Source organism: Enterococcus sp. C76, assembly GCF_040886985.1.
Taxonomy (GTDB): domain Bacteria; phylum Bacillota; class Bacilli; order Lactobacillales; family Enterococcaceae; genus Enterococcus_B; species Enterococcus_B lactis.
The window spans coordinates 36,336-57,118 of record NZ_JBFOEY010000011.1 but is presented as its reverse complement, the minus strand read 5'-3'; the positions used below and the strand labels follow the sequence as shown (position 1 = coordinate 57,118).

Annotated in this window: 14 protein-coding genes and 2 pseudogenes; 3 read left to right on the top strand and 13 right to left on the bottom strand. The window is 39.9% G+C overall.

All coding sequences use genetic code 11. The annotated features are described in order from the left end of the window. Position 1: 1 nt before the first annotated feature. From AB3I00_RS12625 to chvE, 8 genes are all read right to left on the bottom strand, one after another. Positions 2-1,645: a dihydrolipoyllysine-residue acetyltransferase gene (locus AB3I00_RS12625; protein ID WP_368025357.1), complete on the bottom strand. Its 1,644-nt coding sequence runs from the start codon at positions 1,643-1,645 to the stop codon at positions 2-4. A gap of 24 nt (positions 1,646-1,669) precedes the next feature. After that, on the bottom strand, positions 1,670-2,647 hold the full coding sequence (locus tag AB3I00_RS12620) for an alpha-ketoacid dehydrogenase subunit beta (RefSeq protein WP_002292208.1): 978 nt from the start codon (positions 2,645-2,647) through the stop codon (positions 1,670-1,672). 2 nt (positions 2,648-2,649) lie between these two features. Continuing rightward, positions 2,650-3,759, bottom strand: a complete 1,110-nt coding sequence (gene pdhA, locus AB3I00_RS12615) for a pyruvate dehydrogenase (acetyl-transferring) E1 component subunit alpha (RefSeq protein WP_002292209.1) — start codon at positions 3,757-3,759, stop codon at positions 2,650-2,652. A 460-nt stretch (positions 3,760-4,219) separates the two neighbouring features. Beyond that, positions 4,220-5,644 (bottom strand): PLP-dependent aminotransferase family protein, encoded by a 1,425-nt coding sequence (locus AB3I00_RS12610; protein WP_368025356.1) that lies wholly within the window; start codon positions 5,642-5,644, stop codon positions 4,220-4,222. 134 nt (positions 5,645-5,778) lie between these two features. Further along, entirely contained in the window at positions 5,779-6,756 is a 978-nt protein-coding gene (gene guaC, locus AB3I00_RS12605; protein WP_002287992.1) for a GMP reductase, read from the bottom strand. Between the two features lie 257 nt (positions 6,757-7,013). After that, complete coding sequence (mmsB, locus tag AB3I00_RS12600) at positions 7,014-8,219, bottom strand: multiple monosaccharide ABC transporter permease (protein WP_086286069.1); 1,206 nt, start codon at positions 8,217-8,219, stop codon at positions 7,014-7,016. 1 nt (position 8,220) lies between these two features. Beyond that, positions 8,221-9,747 (bottom strand): multiple monosaccharide ABC transporter ATP-binding protein, encoded by a 1,527-nt coding sequence (gene mmsA / locus AB3I00_RS12595; protein ID WP_368025355.1) that lies wholly within the window; start codon positions 9,745-9,747, stop codon positions 8,221-8,223. Positions 9,748-9,800: 53 nt separating this feature from the next. Continuing rightward, positions 9,801-10,889 carry a multiple monosaccharide ABC transporter substrate-binding protein gene (chvE, locus tag AB3I00_RS12590; protein WP_070770602.1) on the bottom strand — a complete coding sequence of 363 codons (1,089 nt, stop codon included), beginning with the start codon at positions 10,887-10,889 and terminating at the stop codon, positions 9,801-9,803. Between the two features lie 219 nt (positions 10,890-11,108). Here chvE and AB3I00_RS12585 point away from each other — a divergent pair, with 219 nt between their 5' ends. The 3 genes and pseudogenes from AB3I00_RS12585 to AB3I00_RS12575 all read left to right on the top strand — a co-directional run bounded on the left by AB3I00_RS12585 (position 11,109) and on the right by AB3I00_RS12575 (position 15,148). Further along, positions 11,109-12,125, top strand: coding sequence for an ABC transporter substrate-binding protein (locus tag AB3I00_RS12585; protein WP_024635303.1), 1,017 nt, complete (start codon positions 11,109-11,111; stop codon positions 12,123-12,125). A gap of 13 nt (positions 12,126-12,138) precedes the next feature. Then, positions 12,139-13,591: pseudogene (locus tag AB3I00_RS12580) on the top strand (sensor histidine kinase). Beyond that, positions 13,584-15,148, top strand: a pseudogene (locus AB3I00_RS12575) (helix-turn-helix domain-containing protein). Before AB3I00_RS12580 ends, AB3I00_RS12575 begins: the two co-directional pseudogenes overlap by 8 nt. A gap of 134 nt (positions 15,149-15,282) precedes the next feature. Here AB3I00_RS12575 and AB3I00_RS12570 read toward each other — a convergent pair. The 5 genes from AB3I00_RS12570 to purM form a co-directional block, all read right to left on the bottom strand. Beyond that, positions 15,283-16,197: an aldo/keto reductase family oxidoreductase gene (locus AB3I00_RS12570; RefSeq protein ID WP_086286074.1), complete on the bottom strand. Its 915-nt coding sequence runs from the start codon at positions 16,195-16,197 to the stop codon at positions 15,283-15,285. Between the two features lie 123 nt (positions 16,198-16,320). Further along, positions 16,321-17,595, bottom strand: a complete 1,275-nt coding sequence (gene purD, locus AB3I00_RS12565; protein ID WP_002292221.1) for a phosphoribosylamine--glycine ligase — start codon at positions 17,593-17,595, stop codon at positions 16,321-16,323. 15 nt (positions 17,596-17,610) lie between these two features. Next, the gene (gene purH, locus AB3I00_RS12560; protein WP_086286075.1) at positions 17,611-19,146 is read right to left on the bottom strand and encodes a bifunctional phosphoribosylaminoimidazolecarboxamide formyltransferase/IMP cyclohydrolase; all 1,536 of its coding nucleotides are present in this window, start codon (positions 19,144-19,146) and stop codon (positions 17,611-17,613) included. Further along, positions 19,143-19,721: a phosphoribosylglycinamide formyltransferase gene (gene purN, locus AB3I00_RS12555; protein ID WP_368025352.1), complete on the bottom strand. Its 579-nt coding sequence runs from the start codon at positions 19,719-19,721 to the stop codon at positions 19,143-19,145. Before purN ends, purH begins: the two co-directional genes overlap by 4 nt. Further along, positions 19,718-20,770 carry a phosphoribosylformylglycinamidine cyclo-ligase gene (purM, locus tag AB3I00_RS12550; protein ID WP_002292224.1) on the bottom strand — a complete coding sequence of 351 codons (1,053 nt, stop codon included), beginning with the start codon at positions 20,768-20,770 and terminating at the stop codon, positions 19,718-19,720. Before purM ends, purN begins: the two co-directional genes overlap by 4 nt. Positions 20,771-20,783 lie beyond the last annotated feature (13 nt).

Here is a 20,783-nt window from a genome sequence, read left to right as displayed (position 1 = left end):
ATCATCCTTCCATCATTAATAGCTCTGGATCAGCTAAAAGACGTTTGATATTATTCATTGCTTGTTGCGCAGTTGCTCCATCTACGATACGGTGATCGAAACTTAATGACAGTTTCATCACACGACCGACAACGATTTCGCCTTCAGCATTTACGATTGGTTGTTGTGCAATCGTTCCTACACCTAAAATAGCTACTTCTGGATAGTTGATGACTGGTGTAAACCAACCGCCACCTACAGATCCGATATTGCTGATCGTAATCGTTCCATTGCGCATATCTTCTGCAGATAGTTTGCCGTCATGAGCTAATTTTGCTTTCTCATTGATTTCGTCTGCAATAGCAAACATTCCTTTGCGGTCTGCATCTTTCACATTTGGTACATATAGTCCGTGATCCGTATCAGTTGCAATACCGATATTGTAGTAATGTTTATAAACGATTTCTTGGTTTGCATCGTCGATAGATGCATTCAATACTGGGTATTTCTTAACAGTCGCTGTTAAAGCTTTCACGACATATGGCAAGAAAGTAAGTTTCGTACCATTTGCAGCAGCAACTTCTTTAAATCGTTTCCGATTATCCCATAGTTTAGACACTTCTACTTCATCATGCAATGTCACGTGTGGAGCTGTATGCTTACTGTTGACCATTGCTTTAGCAATAGCTTTACGTGTTGGTGTCATTGCTACACGTTCTTCCAAGTCTCCTAAGTTGGACTTGAATGGTTTTGCTGGTGCAGATGGTTTGCTTTCTGCTGCAGGAGCTGCTTCTTTCGGCGCTGCCGCTTCTGGCGCTTCTGATTTCGCTGGTGCACTGCTTGGACCACCTGTCAAGAAGTTTTCGATGTCCTCTTTTGTTACTCTGCCACCTTTTCCAGTTGCAGTTACTTGTGAGATATCTACATCTTTTTCGCGGGCAAATTGACGAACAGATGGCATAGCCAATACACGTTTATTTGGATCGGCAGCTTCAACGACACTTGCTGAACCTGATGTTTCTACTTTTTCTTTTGGTGCTTCAGATGATGGCGCACTAGTTGATGGTGCACCATTGTGTCCAGGAGCATCGATTTCTACTAACACGTCCCCAACATTTGCTATTGTTCCTTCTGGGACAATCACGTTTTTAACCGTTCCTGTTACAGGCGAGGGGATTTCTTCTACTGATTTGTCGTTTTGAACTTCTAATAATGTATCATCTTCATTGATCGTATCTCCTGGTTTGACGAACCATTTGACGATTTCACCTTCTGCAATTCCTTCACCGATATCCGGTAACTTGAATTGGAAGACTCCTTCGCTTGACGATCCAGCTGATCCTGTATCAACGGTTGGTTCAGCAGCTGGGTTAGCTGGAGTTTGGGATTCTGCGGCTACACCACTGTCCCCCTCATTGTCTTCGTGTCCTGGTGCATCGATTTCTACCAATACATCCCCAACATTTGCTACTGTACCTTCTGGAACAATGACATTTTTAACCGTTCCTGTTACAGGTGAGGGGATTTCTTCTACTGATTTGTCGTTTTGAACTTCTAATAATGTATCATCTTCATTAATCGTATCTCCTGGTTTGACGAACCATTTGACGATTTCACCTTCTGCAATTCCTTCACCGATATCCGGCAATTTAAATTGATAAGCCATGACTTTGTTTCGTCCCTTCTTTTCTTAAAATTCCGCGATTTCTTTTACTTTGTCTTCGATATCTTTTGCGTTTGGTAACCAAACATTTTCTGCTTGTCCAAACGGGAAGACTGTATCAGGTGCAGAAACTCGTCCGATTGGGGCTTCTAATGAAAGGATAGCGCGTTCTGAGATCTCAGAAACTACTTGCGCAGCAACACCCGCTTGTCGTTGCGCTTCTTGGACAACGACTACGCGACCTGTTTTTTCCACGGATTGAATGATCGTTTCTACATCTAATGGCGCAACTGTACGAAGATCAATGATTTCAACAGAGATATTTTCTTTTGCAAGATTGTCTGCTGCTTTGATTGCTTCACGCACCATTGCCCCGTATGTGATAACAGATACATCTGTTCCTTCACGAGTAACTGCTGCTTTGTCCAAAGGAACTTCGTAAGCTTCATCCGGCACTTCTTCTCGGAATGAGCGATATAGTTTCATGTGTTCTAGGAAAACAACTGGATCGTTACTTCTAATAGAAGAAATCAATAGTCCTTTTGCATCGTAAGGATTTGATGGGATCACTACTCGAATACCAGGAGACTGGGCAATCAAACCTTCTAAATTATCTGAATGCAGTTCTGGTGTATGAACACCGCCACCAAATGGTGAACGAATCGTGATTGGTAGATTTCTAGTACCGCTCATTCGGTATCTTGTACGAGCCATTTGAGCTACTACTTCATCCATTGCTTCGAAAATAAAACCAAAAAATTGGATTTCAGGAACTGGACGAAATCCTTCCAACGCAAGTCCGAAACTCAACCCTGCGATTCCAGATTCAGCTAAAGGAGTATCGAATACTCGGTCTTCTCCGAATTTTTCCTGCAATCCTTCAGTTGCCCGGAAAACTCCTCCGTTTTTCCCAACATCTTCACCAAAAACAACGACATTCTCGTCATTTTCTAGTTCAAGTGCTAAGGCATCGGTGATTGCTTGGATCATTGTTTTTTGTGCCATGATTATTTCGACTCCTTCGCTTCATAAATTGCAATTTGTTCTTTGATTGATTGTGGAGATACTTCGAACATGTTTTTCAAGAAATCTGAAACCTTTTGTTTTGGAACTTTGTCGGCTTCTGCGATAGCTGCTTTGATTTCTTCTTTAGTTGCTTCAATCACTTGTTCTTCTTTTTCTTCAGACCAAAGTCCTTTTTCCGTCAGATATTTACGGAAGCGGATCAATGGATCTTTTTTCTGCCATTCGTCATCTGTGTCTTTTGTACGGTAGCGGGTTGGATCGTCCCCAGATAGTGTATGTGGTCCGTAACGATAAGTCAGTGTTTCAATTAGGACTGGTCCATTTCCGCTGATTGCCCATTCCCGTGCCATTTTAGATACAGTATATACTGCAAGCGGATCCATTCCATCGACTTGAATTCCTGGAATCCCAGCTGCGACAGCTTTTTGTGCAAGTGTTTTTGCTGCGGTTTGTTTTTCACGAGGTGTAGAGATCGCATACCCATTGTTTTGGATATAAAATACAGCATTTGCATGGTAAGCACCAGCGAAATTGATTGCTTCGTAAAAATCACCTTGTGATGAACCGCCGTCACCAGTATAAGTGAAGACAACATTTTTCTTGTTGCGTTTCTTCAAACCTAATGCAACACCGGCTGCTTGTACATATTGTGCACCGATGATGATTTGTGGTGGTAGAGCTTTCAATTCTTCCGGATAAGAATTACCTGCAGCATGTCCTCTAGACCATAAAAATGCTTGTGATAAAGGTAAGCCGTGTTTTACTAATTGAGGGACATCTCGATAACCTGGAAGAAGAACATCTTCTTTATCAAATGCATACGCACTGGCCAGCTGACTTGCCTCTTGTCCGGCAGTTGGTGCAAAAAAGCCTAGGCGTCCTTGGCGGTTCAGTGCTGTGGAACGTTGGTCTAATACACGAGACCATACCATGTGAGTCATTAATTCAACGAGTTCATCATCGGATAAATCAGGTACTAAATCTTTGTTAACTACGTTTCCATCTTGATCAAGTGCTTGATATACTGGGAAATCTGCATTGACTTCATCTAGCAGTGCTTGGAAGTCGATCGGTGCTTTTTTGTTTGCCATTTGTCACACATTCCTCTCTCATCTATAAGAAAATCTCTTCATTCTGCGATTGAAACAGCGAATAAAACTGTATCACTATTTAACCGTCTTCATTAATAAATTATCATGGATTTATGAGAAATACAAGCTAAAAGCACAAATTTTCACGATGAAAGGAAATTATGCCAATCCGCATATTAACAGCATTAGTGAATATAATCACAATAAGGAAAGCGTTTTATATTTAGACTGTGTTTTTTCTATTTTCTAATCAAACTTATAATGATCTGTTTCTATTTAGAAACGCTGGTGTTATACAGTTTTGCTGCAACTATTTATTTTCTTAAGACATCGTGAACGGTTGTACAAAAAGTGTTTTTTTCCCTAATACTTTGTCTCGTCTTCTTTTTAAGAAAAAAAAGAAACAGCAGGAAATTTAAATCCCAGCTGTTATATTCTTTAATCTTTTTACCTTGTGAAATTATTCTGTTAACCACTGTTCTAAAATTTTCATCTTTGAATAAAACAACGATATGTTGGCTTCATCTAGACGACTGTAATTGATTCTGATTCCATTTATATCTTGCCCAAAAAGTAGACTTGGTGCGATTCCTAGACCCATATCTACTACTTTTTCTGCTAGTTGGGGGTCCAGCTTTTTTCCATCCCAAGTGATCCAAGCATAATAACCACCTAGAATCGAATGAAGCTTGAAAAACGATTGAGACTCCGCCCAAATACTTATCAGTTGGCTTTTTTCTTTCAATTTTTTTCTTACATCCAACATTTTCAAATCAATTGCTTCATCAAATACATTAGCGGCCGTGATTTGTGTAAGGATGTTCATCGGAAACTCCATCATTTCTTGCGCTTTAGCGAGTTGCAAGATAAAGGTCTCTGGTCCGATCAACCAACCGATTTTCGTTGTTTTTCCTAAAATCCTAGATAACGAACCGACATATAATACATTATCCGGATCAATCGTCCGTATAGGAAGAACTTCATCTTGCTTTAGAAATGAAAGGTCCGTAAATACATCGTCTTCAATAATCGGAAGCCGATACTGCCGACACAATTCTACTAGCTTTTCTCGTCGCTTTTGGCTCATCACTTTCCCTGTAGGGTTTTGAAAATTGGGGTTGACAAGCACTGCTTTCAATTTATTTTTATGGATCGATTCTTTCAGTTTTTCTAAGTCGATCCCTTCTTCATCCATCGGTATCCCAAATAAACGCGTTCCTGAAGCTTTGAAAAGAGGTAATCGGTAAAAAAAAGAAGGTGACTCTACAGCTATCCCCTCTCCAGCAGAAAGAATCGTTTGTAAGATCAAAAAGATTGCTTGCTGGCCACCACCAGTCACCAGAAGCTGGTTTAGGGAAAAGGTCAGTTCAAATTTACTTTCCAAATACCGTTTGATTTTGTTACGTAACGGAGTATAGCCTAAAAGATCCATTTCTTTTTCTTCCGCTAAGATTTCTTCAAGAGAATAAGAAGGAAACTCAAAATTCGGTAAAAGCTCATTTGGCATCTCACTCGCATATAAGTCAAGGAACAATGTTTTTTGGCTCTGCTTTGCTTCTTTTATTTTTTGCTCATACCAATCCGTCTGTTCATAGCGAGGTGAGATCATTTGTCGCCAATCGATTCTTGGAACGGCGAATTTCCCCCATTCAGTCTGATTGACGAACCAACCGCTACCACGTTTACTTGTTAATACGCCAAGCTCTCTAAGTTCTTCCAATGCATGAACAACGGTGGAACGATTTACACCAAAAAATTGCCCTAGTTTTCGTTCCGATTCAAGTTGATCTCCAGGATTGATTCTTCCACTTTCGATTTCTCTCATGATCTGTTCCATGATTTGACGATAAATCGGTCCTTGTTTTTTCTCTACTTTTTCCCACATAGTCCTCTCTTTTCTGTTGTCCATTCTTTCTATTGATTTTACCGAATTTACGAGAAAAAAGAAAAGCTTTTTTTGCAAAACATAAAAAACGGAAGGTTCTGTTATGAACCTTCCGCTGATATTTTGCTCATTATTTAGATCGTATCTCCGTTAAAAATCGAATTTTTCACGATGACATAATCAACTTTCCGAATGGCTTCCAGATCTCTTCCTCCAGCATACGAAATAGATGATTGAAGGTCTTGTTGCATTTCCACTAGTGTATCTTTCAAAGATCCTTTATGTTGGATCCAGATTTTCTTTCCTTCAACATTTCGTTTTTCACCTTTTTGGAATTCTGAAGCAGAACCAAAGTATTCTTTATATACAATTCCGTTTTCGACTTTTGTTTCGCCAGGAGATTCCTCGTGACCGGCAAACAATGAGCCAATCATAACCATTGTCGCTCCAAAACGGACAGATTTTGCAATATCGCCATGTGTTCTGATCCCACCGTCAGCGATGATCGGCTTGCGAGCTGCTTTCGCACACCATCTAAGAGCGGCCAGTTGCCAGCCTCCAGTTCCAAAGCCTGTCTTGATTTTTGTAATACATACTTTTCCTGGACCAATCCCGACTTTTGTTGCATCTGCGCCCGCATTTTCCAATTCACGGACGGCTTCCGGTGTACCAACATTACCGGCAATCACAAAAGTTTCAGGCAAATATTTTTTAATATGCTGAATCATATCAATAACTGAGTTAGCATGTCCATGTGCGATGTCGATAGTGATATAATCAGGATTTAGCGATTCTTCTGCCAACTTCTCTATAAAGGAATATTCCTCTTTCTTGACACCAACACTGATCGAGGTAATCAATCCGCGCTTTTTCATTTTTTTGATAAACGGAATTCGAGCTGCTTCATCAAACCGATGCATGATATAGAAATAACCATTTTCCGCTAAGAATTCTGCAATCGTTTCATCAATAATCGTCTGCATGTTGGCAGGCACTACTGGCATTTTGAATGTATGTTTACCTAATGTGACCGTTGTATCACATTCAGAACGGCTATTTACGATACATTTATTAGGAATTAATTGAATATCTTCGTAATCAAATACTTTCATTACATTATCCTCCTGATGTTCACATCCAGCAAAACACGAACATTATTAATTTAATCAAGGCTTTTTTTAGCGCCCTATGTAATTTAACTCAATTAAGCGAAAAAATCAAGAGCAAAAAGAGAATTTATACGAATGGTAAAAAAACATACATTATTTTTAGTCTAAACAAACGAAGCAATGAATGTTCGCTTTTAGCGAAAAAAAGACTGTGACAAACGTCTTGTCACAGTCTTTTTTTCTGAATAAACGGTGTTCTCCTACGTTGTCCGTTTTTTCTTGTTATACAAGTCTAATACAACGGCTAAAAGCAAGATCAACCCTTTGATTGCCTGCTGCCAATCTACCCCGACGCCTAAAATCGACATGCCATTGTTTAATACACCCATGACCAAGCCACCGACAATCGCACCCATAATCGTTCCGATGCCGCCGGATGTTGAAGCACCGCCAAAATATACTGCCGCCATCGCATCTAGTTCCATCGAAGTACCCGCTTGAGGTGTCGCCGCATTTAACCGAGCAGCTAAAACTAATCCAGCTAAAGCTGCCATGACTCCCATATTGACGAAAACCCAGAACGTGATATGCTTTGTTTTGATTCCTGATAGTTCAGCCGCTTTTCGATTTCCGCCAGTCGCATAAATCTGGCGACCTGCTACTGTTTTATTTGTCAAAAAACCATATGCTGCGACGATCAAACCGAGAATGATCAAAATGATCGGATATCCTTGATAAGAGGCAAAGATGTAAGTTATCCCTAGTACAACGACTGCTGTAAATACCGCCTTTACCAAGAAAGCTGCTGGAGATTCCACTTCAAATAAATGATTTTTCCGACGATTTCTTGTTCGCCATTGTCCAACAACTAAAACGATGGTGATGATCATTCCTAAAATCAATGTCAAGAAGTGAAGGCTGCTTCCTTTGCTTAAGTCTGGTAAATAACCCGTAGACATTTTTTGGAAAACAGCTGGAAAAGGAGCTAGAGATTGGCCTCCTAGAACAACTTGTGTCAGTCCACGAAACATCAGCAATCCTGCTAAAGTCACGATAAACGCCGGTATCCCAGCATAAGCTACCCAAAAACCTTGCCATGCGCCGATCAGCCCGCCTACTGCAAGACAAGCGATGACTGTCACCCACGGGTTCATTTGGCGATTGACCATCATCATGCCCGCAATTGCACCAACAAACGCCATCACTGACCCTACCGACAAATCCACATGACCTAAGAGCACAACTAATAACATCCCTGCAGCTAGTACTAATATATGACTATTTTGCAAAACAAGGTTAGTTATATTCAACGGACGCCAGAAAATACCATCCGTCATCAATTGAAACGCAATAAGTAGTCCCGCTAAAATGATCACCATGCTGTAGCGACCAAAAAGATCAGCTGCTCTACTTTTCAAATTTAGTTTTTTCTCTTTTTTATCCGTAAGATTTTTTGCTTGTTCCAACTTAACCCACCTCTTCTTTCGTCATTAATTTCATCAAGACTTCTTGATCTGCCTCTTCTCGCGAGACTTCTCCTGTAATACGTCCTTCGTTCATCGTATAGATTCGATCACACATTCCTAAGATTTCAGGAAGTTCAGAAGAGATAAGACAGACAGCTTTGCCATTTGCTGCCATTTCTTCGATAATCGTGTAGATCTCATATTTTGCCCCAACGTCTATCCCTCGGGTTGGTTCATCTAAAAAAAGAATATCGGGTTGTGTCATCAGCCACTTGGATAAAACGACTTTTTGTTGATTCCCACCACTAAGACTACTGACAATTTGATGGATGGAGTTTGTTTTTATACGCATCTTTTTCCGGAAATTTTCTGCCTCAGTTACTTCTTTTTCTTTATTTAATACTCCTTTTTGACTTATTTTATCCAAACTGCTTAGCGTCACGTTTTCCCGAATATCCATCAGCAGATTCAGTCCTAAAGATTTTCGGTCCTCCGAGACATAAGCGAGTCCGTTTGCAATGGCTGAAGGAACGGTCTTAACTGATATCTCTGCCCCTTCCTTTAATATACGTCCGGATATCTTGCTTCCATAAGAATGTCCAAATAGACTCATAGCGAATTCAGTTCTGCCCGCTCCCATCAGTCCAGCTATTCCTACAATCTCTCCTTTTTTCAAATGCAAGTTGATATGGTCGTTTATGATTCGCTCATGATCAAGAGGGTGATAGACCGTCCAGTCTTCTACTTTAAAATAAACTTCTCCAATATCCGGTTTTCTTTCAGGATAACGATCAACTAAATCTCTGCCCACCATCCCGCGAATAATATGCTCTTCGCTGATCATTTCATTTTCTAGCGTCTCAATCGTCTGTCCATCCCGTAAAATGGTGATTCGATCTGCGATATCCACGATTTCATTCAGCTTATGTGAAATAATGATGGAGGTTACACCTTGCTCTTTCAATTCTCGGATCAATCTCAGCAAATTCGCGCTTTCTTCTTCATTCAATGCAGCGGTAGGCTCATCCAAAATCAACAGACGGACGGATTTTGATAATGCTTTAGCTATTTCAACTAGTTGCTGTTGCCCTACGCCGATCTGGGATACTAGAAGATTCGGGTCGATAGACAAACCGACTTTATTCAGCAATTCATACGTTTTCTTTTCTGTCAGTTCCCAATCAATCACGCCTCTTTCTGCTTGTTCATTTCCGAGAAAAATATTCTCTTTTATTGAAAGATAAGGACTTAGTGCTAATTCTTGATGAATGATGACGATGCCTTTTTCTTCACTATCTTTCAAATCTTTGAATTGACACAGCTTTCCATCATAAAAGATTTTCCCGTCATAGGAGCCATATGGATACAAGCCGCTCAAGACATTCATCAATGTTGATTTTCCCGCTCCGTTTTCTCCGCACAATGCATGGATTTCCCCACGTTCAATCATCAGATTCACGCAATCTAACGCTCGGATTCCAGAAAATTTTTTGGTGATATCTGCCATTTTTAAAATACAATCCGCCATAATTCTTATCCTCTCTCTGACTTAGATCTCTTTAGTTCCTTGTTTGGTTCCTCTTAATTTTTCAGATCGGATTCTTTATAATAATCTGTGTCGATCAGCTCTGCTTGATAATTATCTTTATCGACAGATACTGTATTTGCTAAATACGTAGGAACAGTTTTCACCCCATTATCATAAGTTTCAGTATCATTGACCGGAACCTCTTCTCCATCACTGATTGCTTTGATCATTTCAATCGTATTTTTTGCTAAGATACGTGTGTCTTTAAAGATCGTTTGTGTTTGTTCCCCGGCAATGATCGATTTGACGCCAGCAACTGTCGCATCTTGTCCAGTAATCACAGGTAAAGGTTTACTTTCACTCCCATACCCCACGCCTTTTAATGACGAAAGGATCCCTAAACTTATTGGGTCATATGGCGACAAAACAGCATCCAATGTTTGGTCAGTATAATTTGCGCTTAACAGATTATCCATCCTTGCTTGCGCCGTAGAACCATCCCAGCGAAGCGTAGCGATTTGACTGAAACTCGTCTGTCCAGATGGCACGACCAACTGACCGTTGTCCATATATGGTTGTAAAACAGACATCACTCCGTTGTAATTAATTAGTGCATTGTTGTCGTCAGGCGAGCCACCAAATAATTCAATCGTGAATGGCCCTTTTCCTTCTTTCAATCCTAAGTGCTCCTCAATATAAGCTGCTTGCGATACACCTACTCCAAAATTATCAAAAGTCGCATAATAATCGACATTTTCTGAATTCATCAGTAAACGATCATAGGCAATCACCTTGATATCTGCTTCTTTTGCTTTAGCTAACACATCAGTTAAAGCCGAACCATCGATAGAAGCAATCACAAGTGTATCTACCCCTTTTGTAATCATATTTTCGATTTGTGCTACTTGATTTTCTACTTTATCTTCTCCATATTGAAGATCTGTTTTATAACCCAGTTTTTCTAATTCCGAGACCATGTTGTTCCCATCAGCGATCCATCTTTCTGCTGATTTGGTCGGCATAGCGATTCCTACATACCCCGTACTATCATCTGCAGATCCTGAATTGCCACACGCACTTAATAGAATGCTTGCGGTCAAAATAGCGATACTCCCAAGAATCTTTCTAAATTTGTTTTTCATTTTTTATCCCCCATTCCGATTGATACACCGAGTATAGCTAATAAAGAAAGCGTTAACATTGATTTTTTTATGGGATTTACTTTAAATTTTTTAGGTGTACTTTTTTTGTCTTGGATTTTTTTAAGTTTCTTGGATTTTTTTCGATTGATTCCTTTTGACTTTGATTTTCCCTTTTATCTGATAAGATAGTACTAACAAATCCAGATGGAGTGATCTAAAGTGAAACGTGTTTTATTTTTTTTAGCCCTTATTGTAATCGCTTACCAAATGATAGGGTGTACACCTAGTACAAAGGAAGCGCCTGACCCACTAGTCGTTGGTTTTTCGCAATCAGGAACGGAGAGTAGCTGGCGGAAAAAGCATACTGAATCAATTATCACTGCGCTTGAAAAAGAAGATTACCAAGTTCTCTACCGAAATGGTTACATGAATCAGGAACGGCAAATCCAAGATATACGGACGTTCATTGCCTATAAAGTAGATATGATCATTTTTACTCCTTTGCAAGAATCCGGGTGGGACTCTGTATTAAAAGAAGCCAAGCGAGCAGGGATCCCTGTCATACTTGTCGACAGACATATTCAAACGAATGATCCCGAGCTTTTCGTCACCCACATCGGTCCCAGTTTCAAAGCAGAAGGAAATCGGGCGGGTTTATTTGTCAGCAATCACTTCACAAATTCAAAGAAACAGGAAATCAGAATCCTAGAACTTGCTGGTTCAGAGAACTCCACACCGACCAAGCTACGCTCCGAAGGATTTTTGGAATCAATCAATCGTAAACCAACCCTAAAAAAAGATGGAACCATCGACCATAAACCTCCAATGACTATTGTTCACCGAATTGTCGGTGATTTTATTCGGATGAAAGGAAAAGACCAGATGAAACGATATTTAGAAACAAATGATTTATCCGAAATTGATGTATTATACAGCCATAGTGATGAAATGACTCACGGTGCTTTAGCTGCGATAAAAGAAACATCAATCAAACCTGGAGAAGATTTGATCATTGTAACGATTGATGGACAAGAAGATATGATCGAGAAGTTACGCTCAGGAATCGTCAATTGCGTAGTCGAGTGTAAACCTGATGTCGGCTGGTATGTAGCCAATACCGTTACTCGTTATTTTGGAAATCTTCAAACAGGAAAAACATTACCTAAAGATATTTTTATTTCCGAGACTGTCTTTTCCCAGCAGAATATAGCTAACATCCCAACCAGAAATTATTGACTGGAGAAGTATCATGACCAAAAATTTAAGCATAAAACAGATTTTTGCCCAAGCAAACAAAGCCATGCTTCTATTTGCTGTTATCCCTTTGCTACTGAGCATACTGTTATATTCGCAACAGCTTTTGATTTATCAACAGACGATCGCAAATATCCAAAAAGCAGATGCAATTGCTTTGAAGGTTGATCAAAAAGTTTTGGAAAGTATGTGGGACTTGATTTCTGGCCAAGTAACCGTAGATGAGTTCAATGAGGAAAATATCCTAGAAGAACTTAGGAATGATATTCGTGAGATCAAAAATAATACAAATACACTTAAAGAAATTAGTACGTTAGATGTATCGTTACGTACGATCGATACATTGGAAGATTATCAAGCTGAGCTCATTCATCATATCTTGGCAGAAGATTTTATGGATACCAATGAACAGATCATCAATCAGGTCGATTCTGTCACTCAACTACTGTCAGATATTTTACAGGATTTTGTTCGTGTGGAAATCGACTTAGCAAGTCAAAAAAATACGACGCTTGTCCGCTCGCTCATTTTATTAACGATAGTCGAATTGGGGGTTCTTAGTACTATTTTTTTCTATGCGAAAAAGAATCGCCGCTTTTTAGAGCAGAAGGTCCAAGAGCCGATCAATCAGCTGATCACAATGTCCGAACAGCTTTCTTCAGGAAATCTTGGATTTCGTTTAAACATGCCAGAAACACAAGAACTACAGACACTTACCGCTAGTATGAACAAAATGGCGGAAGATCTAAACCAGTCTTTACGGGAGAACGCTTTGAAACAATACCATTTAGCACAAAGTGAAGTTCGTGTATTGCAAGCTCAGATCACTCCTCATTTTATTTATAGACAGTTTGGATGCCATCATTTCTTTAATCGAACAAGACTGCTTTGAAGAAGCTCTGACTATGACCCATGCACTTTCCGGCTTTTTTCGTACGTCTTTAAGCAAAGGACAAGACTGGATTCCTCTTGAAAAAGAAATCAGCCATATCAATGATTATCTGGTCATTTCAAAAATAAGATACGGACATATGCTTGACTATAAGATCGATATACCAGAAACACTTTTTCCTGTTTCTATTTTAAAGATGATCTTGCAACCATTGATCGAAAATGCTGTGTACCATGGAACAAAGTACGTTCGTCACAAAGGATTTATTCGTATTACTGCATGCAAAATCGACGAAATGATCCAATTCAAAGTCATAGACAACGGTATTGGCATTCCTGTAGAAAAACTAGCAGAAATACGTAAAGAGTTAGCCAAAGGGATCGATTCAGATTTCAGTATCGGCTACGGGCTTTACAACGTAAACAAGCGTCTCCTTCTCTATTACGGAAATAATCAAAAACCTATCACGATTGACAGCAAATACCGAGAAGGGACAACTGTCACACTGACGATTCCTATATCTCCCAAAACAATTGGAGGAAACAAACATGTATAAAGTTTTTATCATCGAAGACGAATACCTCATTCGCAATAACTTGCGGGAACAAATAACTGCCCTTGGTTCTTATTATCCAATCACTTATGTCGGGGAAGCTGGAGATGGTGAGATGGCACTGTCTTCGATTATCGACTTACAGCCCGATATCATTCTGACTGATATCCAAATGCCATTCATGGACAATTTGACTTTTTCAAAAGAAGCAAGGAAACTGCTTCCTTGGACTCGCCTCATATTTATTAGCGGATTCGACGATTTCGATTATATGAAAGGAGCAATCCAAGTACAGGCAGATGATTATCTACTTAAACCAATTAAAAGCAACGAATTGAAACAAGCAATAGAAAAAGCAGTGACTGCGTTAGACTTGCAGCAAAAAGAAACGCACCCTTCTTCTGATCTTGTTTTCGAATTGAAAAAAAATCATTTCTTGAACGGTTTGTTCAAAGGCTCACTTACGATCAGTGAAACATTGAAACTTGCTGAATCTTTCAATCGCTCTTTAGCAGGGAAAAAAATGACCGTATTATTAGCAGCAAACCAAGTCAGTACAGACTTTGAAGATTACGCTCATCTCAGTGATTATTTGAAGTTTTTATTTAGGGAGAATCAACAAGTGATTTTTTCTGCTGTTTCCTCTCGATTCATCAAATTTTTAATAGTTGATCCTCTTGAAGAAAATGTGATCGAGACCAGTTATCAGGTAGCCCAAACGTTGGTCCATGAATTAGAAAAGGGACAAAAAATAATTTTTCAGTCGCCATCGGTCCTGTCGCAGAAAGAATCAGCGAATTACCTACATCTTTTGAGATCACGCAGATGATACTTGAAACTGCCAGTTCCCTTAAAGATCAAATTATCAGCTATGAGGATTTGATTAAAGAAGCAAAACTTCCAGTTGATTCTGTCTTTTACTTTGATCTCTCACTTGATTTGTCTTCATTATCGAAAAACGAAGTATCTAAGTACATCGAACACTTGACGAAACCACAAGGCACACCAATCCGAACACGATTATATCGTTTATTTGTCTTGACTAAGCTACTCCAGCATGTCCGCCTGAAAGAAAAGGAAATCCCGCAAGAAATGGTTCATTGCACATCCACTAGCCAACGCTTAGCAATCAGCGCCGACGACTCGCTTTACCGTTCGACTGTTTATATGTTCATTTCTTTCTTAACTGCTCTGCCCTCACAGCCTTCAAAGAACAAATATCAGCCAATTTTGAACCATGCATTGGATTTTATCAAAGAAAATTTTACCGATCCAGATATGTCCTTAACTTGGGTCGCTCAACAAGTTGCATTAAGCCCCTCTCATTTCAGTACGATTTTTTCTCAATCGTTTAACCAAACATTCATCGATTATCTGACAGAACAAAGAATCGAATTAGCAAAAAAATTATTGCAGCAATCAGACTATCGTATCTCAGATATTGCTTTTGAGATTGGTTATAATGACCCTAACTATTTCAGTTATTTATTTAAGAAAAAACAAGGGATTTCCCCAAAAGAATATCGGACACAGCTTTTCCTTGAAAACAAAAATAAATAATAAATAAAATCCGTATAGCGATACTCTTTCCCGTTGGCAATAAAAAAAAGGCGGAATATCTCGAAGCTGAAAATAGCTTTCAAGATATTCCGCCTTTTTAATTGATCGCAACGTTCACCTGCTTATGACAACTTTTAAGGTAAAATGTTTCCAGCAGCACGGTACAATTCGTACCAATCTTCCCGAGACATATTAATTTCTGATGCTTGAGCGATTTCCTTGATTCGCCCTACGTTCATCGTACCGGCGATTACTTGCATATTGGCTGGATGGCGCAAAATCCAAGCAGAAGACAAGCCAGTTGGTGTCGTTTGATATTTAGCTGCGAGTTCTTCTAATGTTTGGTTTAATTCAGGGAATTTTTCGTTCCCGATAAATACACCTTCAAAAAATCCATACTGGTATGGCGACCACGCTTGGATCGTCATATCATGCAAACGGGAATAATCAAGTACACTACCATCATGGTCGATACTTGCTTCATCTGTCATATTGACATGAATCCCTTGATCGATCATTCCAGTATGTTTCAAGCCAAATTGCAGCTGATTAGCTACTAATGGTTGACGAACATATTTTTTCAGCAATTCGATTTGCATTGGTTTTTGATTGCTGACACCAAAATAACGGACTTTACCTGATCGTTCCAATTCATCAAACGCTTCAGCTACCTCTTCTGGTTCCACCAATGTATCTGGACGATGAAGAAGTAAAGCATCCACATAATCCATTTTCAGACGGGTCAAACTTTTTTCCACAGATTCAATGATATGTTTTTTAGAAAAATCAAACATCACACCTGGAACGATTCCACATTTTGTTTGAATAAAAAGATCTTCTCGTTTGATTGATGTTTTTGCTAGAGCATCTGCAAAGATTTCTTCACATTCACCGTTCCCATAAATATCTGCATGGTCAAAAAAATCAATGCCGTTTTCATAAGCTGTCTCAATCACTTTTACTGGATCTTCCGCATTGTTGATACGCATACAGCCTAAGATCACTGCAGCTGCTTTCTGATCAGAAGTACCTAATTGAATTTTTTTCATCTGAACTCCTCCTTATTTATATACACAACAAAAGTGTACCACACTCTTTATGAAAAGGCTTCACTAAAATCGGCGCTTCCGACTATATTTGTTGTATTTTTTTTATAAATGGAAGCAGCTGATTTACTTCACGACCAGTTCGCTATTGGCAGCTTTTTCTCCAATATCTGTACGATAAAATGTTCCATCTGTCGTTTTATCCATTAACGCGGTGTAGATTTTTTCCTGTGCTTCTTTGATCGTCTCACCGTATGCTTCTACTAGATAAAGGCGTCCTCCTGTTCCAACTAGTTTGCCGTTATTTGAGGAAACTCCAGCATAGTAAACAGAAAGCTCTTCTTCCAGAAAATCTGGTAGAACCATTCCTGTCTCATATTCTTCGGGGTAACCGGCAGCTGCCACCACAACGCCTACATTGTATCCTTCTTGCTGCCACTTTAACTCTACTGCACGATTCTCTAATAAATCATCGATTACTTGTGCAAAGTCACTCTTCAACCGAGAAAGAACGACTTGCGTTTCAGGATCACCGAAACGCGCATTGAATTCGATCACTTTTGGTCCTTCCTTCGTAGCAATCAAACCCGCATATAAAACACCCGTGAAAGAGCGTCCTAGTTCTTTCATTCCCAAAGCCGCCGGTTTTAAAACTTCTTCCACAGCTTTTTCAATCATCTTTTTTGGAATTTGCGGTACTGGTGAATAAGCACCCATCCCGCCTGTATTTGGCCCTTTATCGTTATCAAATGCCCGCTTATGATCTTGCGAAATGACCATCGGATACACCTTGGTATCACGGACAAACGCCAAAAGGGAGAATTCTTCTCCTGCCAAAAACTCTTCTACGACGATTTTTTTGCTGCTGTTCCCAAATCGATGCTGGTTCAACATTTGTTCTGCCGCATCCAGCGCTTCTTTCACTGTTGTAGCCACGACTACACCTTTTCCAGCTGCTAAGCCATCCGCTTTCACTACGATTGGCGCACCGTTTTCTTTGATATACGCTGCTGCTTTTTCGTAACATTCAAAACTTCTGGATTTAGCTGTCGGGATCTGATACGTCTCCATCAATTGTTTAGCAAAACTTTTCGAACCTTCGATCAGAGCTGCTGCTTTTGTCGGACCGAAGATTTTCAATCCTTCCGCCATGAAATCATCGACGATCCCATTTAATAAAGGAACTTCAGGACCAACGATACTCCAATCAATCGCCTCATTCTTAACAAAATGAATTAATGCTGAATGATCTTGTTCACTGATAGCGACACAATTGATGCCATCCTTTGTCATTCCAGGATTTCCTGGCGCACAATACACAGTATCCACCTTCGGACTGTCTAAAAGTTTTTTACTTATTGCATGTTCACGACCACCTGCACCGATCACCAAAATGTTCATTTATCCGACTCCTCTCTAATGTCTAAAATGCCGAACATCAGTAAAGACCATTGCTAGATCGTATTTATTCGCCATATCAATAGAATCTTGGTCTTTGATACTTCCACCTGGCTGAATGATTGCTTTTATACCATGTTTGGCTGCATATTCAACTGAATCATCCATTGGGAAATAAGCATCGCTAGCTAAAACTGCACCTTCCATTTTCTCTTGCGCTTGTTCAATCGCAATTTTTACTGAACCGACTCGATTCATCTGCCCGGCTCCGATTCCTACTGTCTGACGTTCGTTTGCCAGTACGATCGCATTAGATTTCACATGTTTGACAGCTTTCCAAGCAAACGCTAATGCTTTTGCTTCTGCTGGAGTCGGCTTACGTTTTGTCACGACTTTCCATTCTTCTTCGTTTTCCATTGCCAGATCTTGATCTTGTACAAGAAGTCCACCTAAGACTGAGACCGTTTCTTCTCGATTTTGATTTTCTTCTTGCGCAAAGTCTACTGTCAGTAATCGGATGTTTTTCTTTTTTTGCAGTAATTCCAAAGCTTCTTTTGTATAAGAAGGGGCAATGATGATTTCTAGAAACAGCTTATGCATCTGTTCTGCTGTTGGCAGATCTACTTCTCGATTCAAAACGATGATCCCACCAAAGATTGAAACAGGATCTGCTTCATATGCTGCTTCCCACGCTTCTAAAATCGTAGATGCTATCCCAATACCACAAGGATTCATGTGTTTCAAGGCGACTACCGTTGGTTCGTCATATTCCTTCATGATCCGTAACGCAGCATCTGCATCTCGGATATTATTATAAGAAAGTTCTTTCCCATGGAGTTGTTTTGCTGCTGCAATCGAATATTTTTCCAGAAGAGCGGACTGATAAAAGGCAGCGGCTTGATGGCTATTTTCACCGTAACGAAGCGTTTGTTTTCGTTCATACGTAAGTGTCAATTTTTCCGGTTCTTTTTCTTCCACCCAATCCGTCAAGTATTGAGCGATCAGTGCATCATATGCAGCAGTATGACGAAAGACTTTTGCCGCTAGTTTTTGTCTGAAAGAAAGTGAAGTATGCCCATACTGACGTAATTCTGAAAGTACTTCTTCATAGTCAGATGGATCAACAACAGCGGTGACAAATTCATGGTTTTTTGCTGCACTACGGAGCATACTAGGACCACCGATATCAATGTTTTCAATAGCTTCTGCTATTTCGACATTTGGTTTCATAATCGTTTCTTTGAAAGGATATAAATTGACACAAACAAAGTCGATTGGTTGGATATTTTCCGTTTCCATTGCCTCCATATGGCTAGGGAGATCGCGTCTTCCTAAAAGACCACCATGGATTTTAGGATGCAGTGTTTTGACACGTCCATCCATCATTTCAGGAAACCCCGTCACTTCTTCGATCGAAAGCGTTTTGATCCCAGCTTGATCCAACGCATGCTTTGTTCCTCCTGTTGAAATGATTTCTACTCCTTGTTCAACCAAACCTTGGGCAAATGCTACAATCCCAGTTTTATCTGATACACTGATCAATGCTCTTGTCATTTCAGATAGCCTCCATTTTCAATAATTTCACTAATCACTTCTGGATAGATCCGATGCTCTATTCTATGGATTTTTTCTTCTAAAGAATCGAACGTGTCCTCCTGTTCGATCCTCACTTTTTCCTGCCGGATGATTGGTCCAGTATCTACACCTTGGTCGATATAATGGATTGTGACACCCGTTTCTTTTACTCCAGCTTCAAATGCATCACGAATGCCATGCAAACCAGGGAATGCAGGTAAAAGAGATGGATGGATATTGATGATTCTTTTATCATAATTTTCCAGCAATACTGGTCCAATGATTCGCATGTATCCAGCTAATACGATCAAATCGATCTTTTTTTCTTTCAATTTATGCAAAATCGCTGCTTCATACTCTTTTTTGGAGTCAAATTCTTTAGGTGAAAAACAATCTGCCGGTACATCCAATGCGACTGCACGTTTCAAAACATATGCTGCAGGCTGATCACAAAACAACCAGTCAATCGAAGCTTCCAATCCTTTTTTCGATAAATAATCTGCTAGCGCTTGAAAGTTGCTTCCGTTTCCAGAAGCAAAAACAGCGATTCTCATCGTTCTTCTCCTGTAAATACCACACGATGTTTTTCTTTGGCGATCACTTTTCCGATTTCATAAACTTTTTCGCCAGCTTGCTCAATCTCGTGTACGATTTCTTTTACTTTTGCTTCCTCGACTGCTAAGACCATCCCAATGCCCATATTGAATATTTCATACATCTCCATCATAGGAATCTCACCATATTTTTGTAAACAGCCGAAGATCGGAAGGATCGGCCATGTGCCAAGTTTGATTTCAGCAGCCATAGATTCTGGCAACATTCGCGGGATATTTTCTACAAACCCTCCACCGGTGATATGTGCAGCTCCTTTGATTTTCTTTTCTTTGATCAAGGGAAGCAAGGCAGAAACATAGATTTTCGTTGGTTCAAGTAATACTTCGCCAAGTGTTTTTTTCAATTCTGGCAGGTTTGATGATAAAGAAAACTGCTGCTGCTCAAAGAAAATTTTGCGAACAAGAGAGTACCCATTTGAATGGATACCGCTAGATGCTATTCCAAGCAAAACGTCTCCTGGGTTGATTGTTTCTCCTGTCAATAATTGAGATTTTTCAGCTATCCCTACAGCAAATCCGGCTAAATCATAATCATTTCCTGAGTACATACCGGGCATTTCAGCTGTCTCTCCGCCGATCAGTGCCATATTTCCTTGAACACACCCATCTGCTACACCTTTTACTACATTTTCTAAACGTGTCGGATCATTTTTCCCCGTTGCTAAGTAATCTAAAAAATACAACGGCTCTGCCCCTTGTGCTAAGATATCATTGACACACATCGCTACGCAGTCGATTCCGATCGTATCGTGTTTGTCTGCCTCGATTGCTACTGCTAATTTCGTCCCTACACCATCGGTCCCCGAAACAAGGACTGGCTCTTTTAATTGAAAGACCGATAAATCGAAACAGCCGCCGAATCCTCCTATAGCGCCCATCACGCCTAATCGTTCCGTTTTTCTGACATGCTTCTTGATCCGTTCTACTACTTCATATCCAGCTTCGACATCTACGCCAGCTTTTGCGTATGCATTTGCCATTGGCTTCATATGCTCCCTTCTT

Excerpts from the sequence above, each read along its gene's own strand:
- guaC (WP_002287992.1), bottom strand. The coding sequence starts at position 6,756 with ATGAAAGTATTTGATTACGAAGATATTCAATTAATTCCTAATAAATGT.
- AB3I00_RS12610 (WP_368025356.1), bottom strand. The coding sequence starts at position 5,644 with ATGTGGGAAAAAGTAGAGAAAAAACAAGGACCGATTTATCGTCAAATC.
- mmsA (WP_368025355.1), bottom strand. The coding sequence starts at position 9,747 with ATGGCGGATTGTATTTTAAAAATGGCAGATATCACCAAAAAATTTTCT.
- AB3I00_RS12625 (WP_368025357.1), bottom strand. The coding sequence starts at position 1,645 with ATGGCTTATCAATTTAAATTGCCGGATATCGGTGAAGGAATTGCAGAA.
- AB3I00_RS12570 (WP_086286074.1), bottom strand. The coding sequence starts at position 16,197 with ATGAAAAAAATTCAATTAGGTACTTCTGATCAGAAAGCAGCTGCAGTG.
- purD (WP_002292221.1), bottom strand. The coding sequence starts at position 17,595 with ATGAACATTTTGGTGATCGGTGCAGGTGGTCGTGAACATGCAATAAGT.
- purH (WP_086286075.1), bottom strand. The coding sequence starts at position 19,146 with ATGACAAGAGCATTGATCAGTGTATCAGATAAAACTGGGATTGTAGCA.
- pdhA (WP_002292209.1), bottom strand. The coding sequence starts at position 3,759 with ATGGCAAACAAAAAAGCACCGATCGACTTCCAAGCACTGCTAGATGAA.
- purN (WP_368025352.1), bottom strand. The coding sequence starts at position 19,721 with ATGAGAATCGCTGTTTTTGCTTCTGGAAACGGAAGCAACTTTCAAGCG.
- purM (WP_002292224.1), bottom strand. The coding sequence starts at position 20,770 with ATGAAGCCAATGGCAAATGCATACGCAAAAGCTGGCGTAGATGTCGAA.
- AB3I00_RS12620 (WP_002292208.1), bottom strand. The coding sequence starts at position 2,647 with ATGGCACAAAAAACAATGATCCAAGCAATCACCGATGCCTTAGCACTT.
- chvE (WP_070770602.1), bottom strand. The coding sequence starts at position 10,889 with ATGAAAAACAAATTTAGAAAGATTCTTGGGAGTATCGCTATTTTGACC.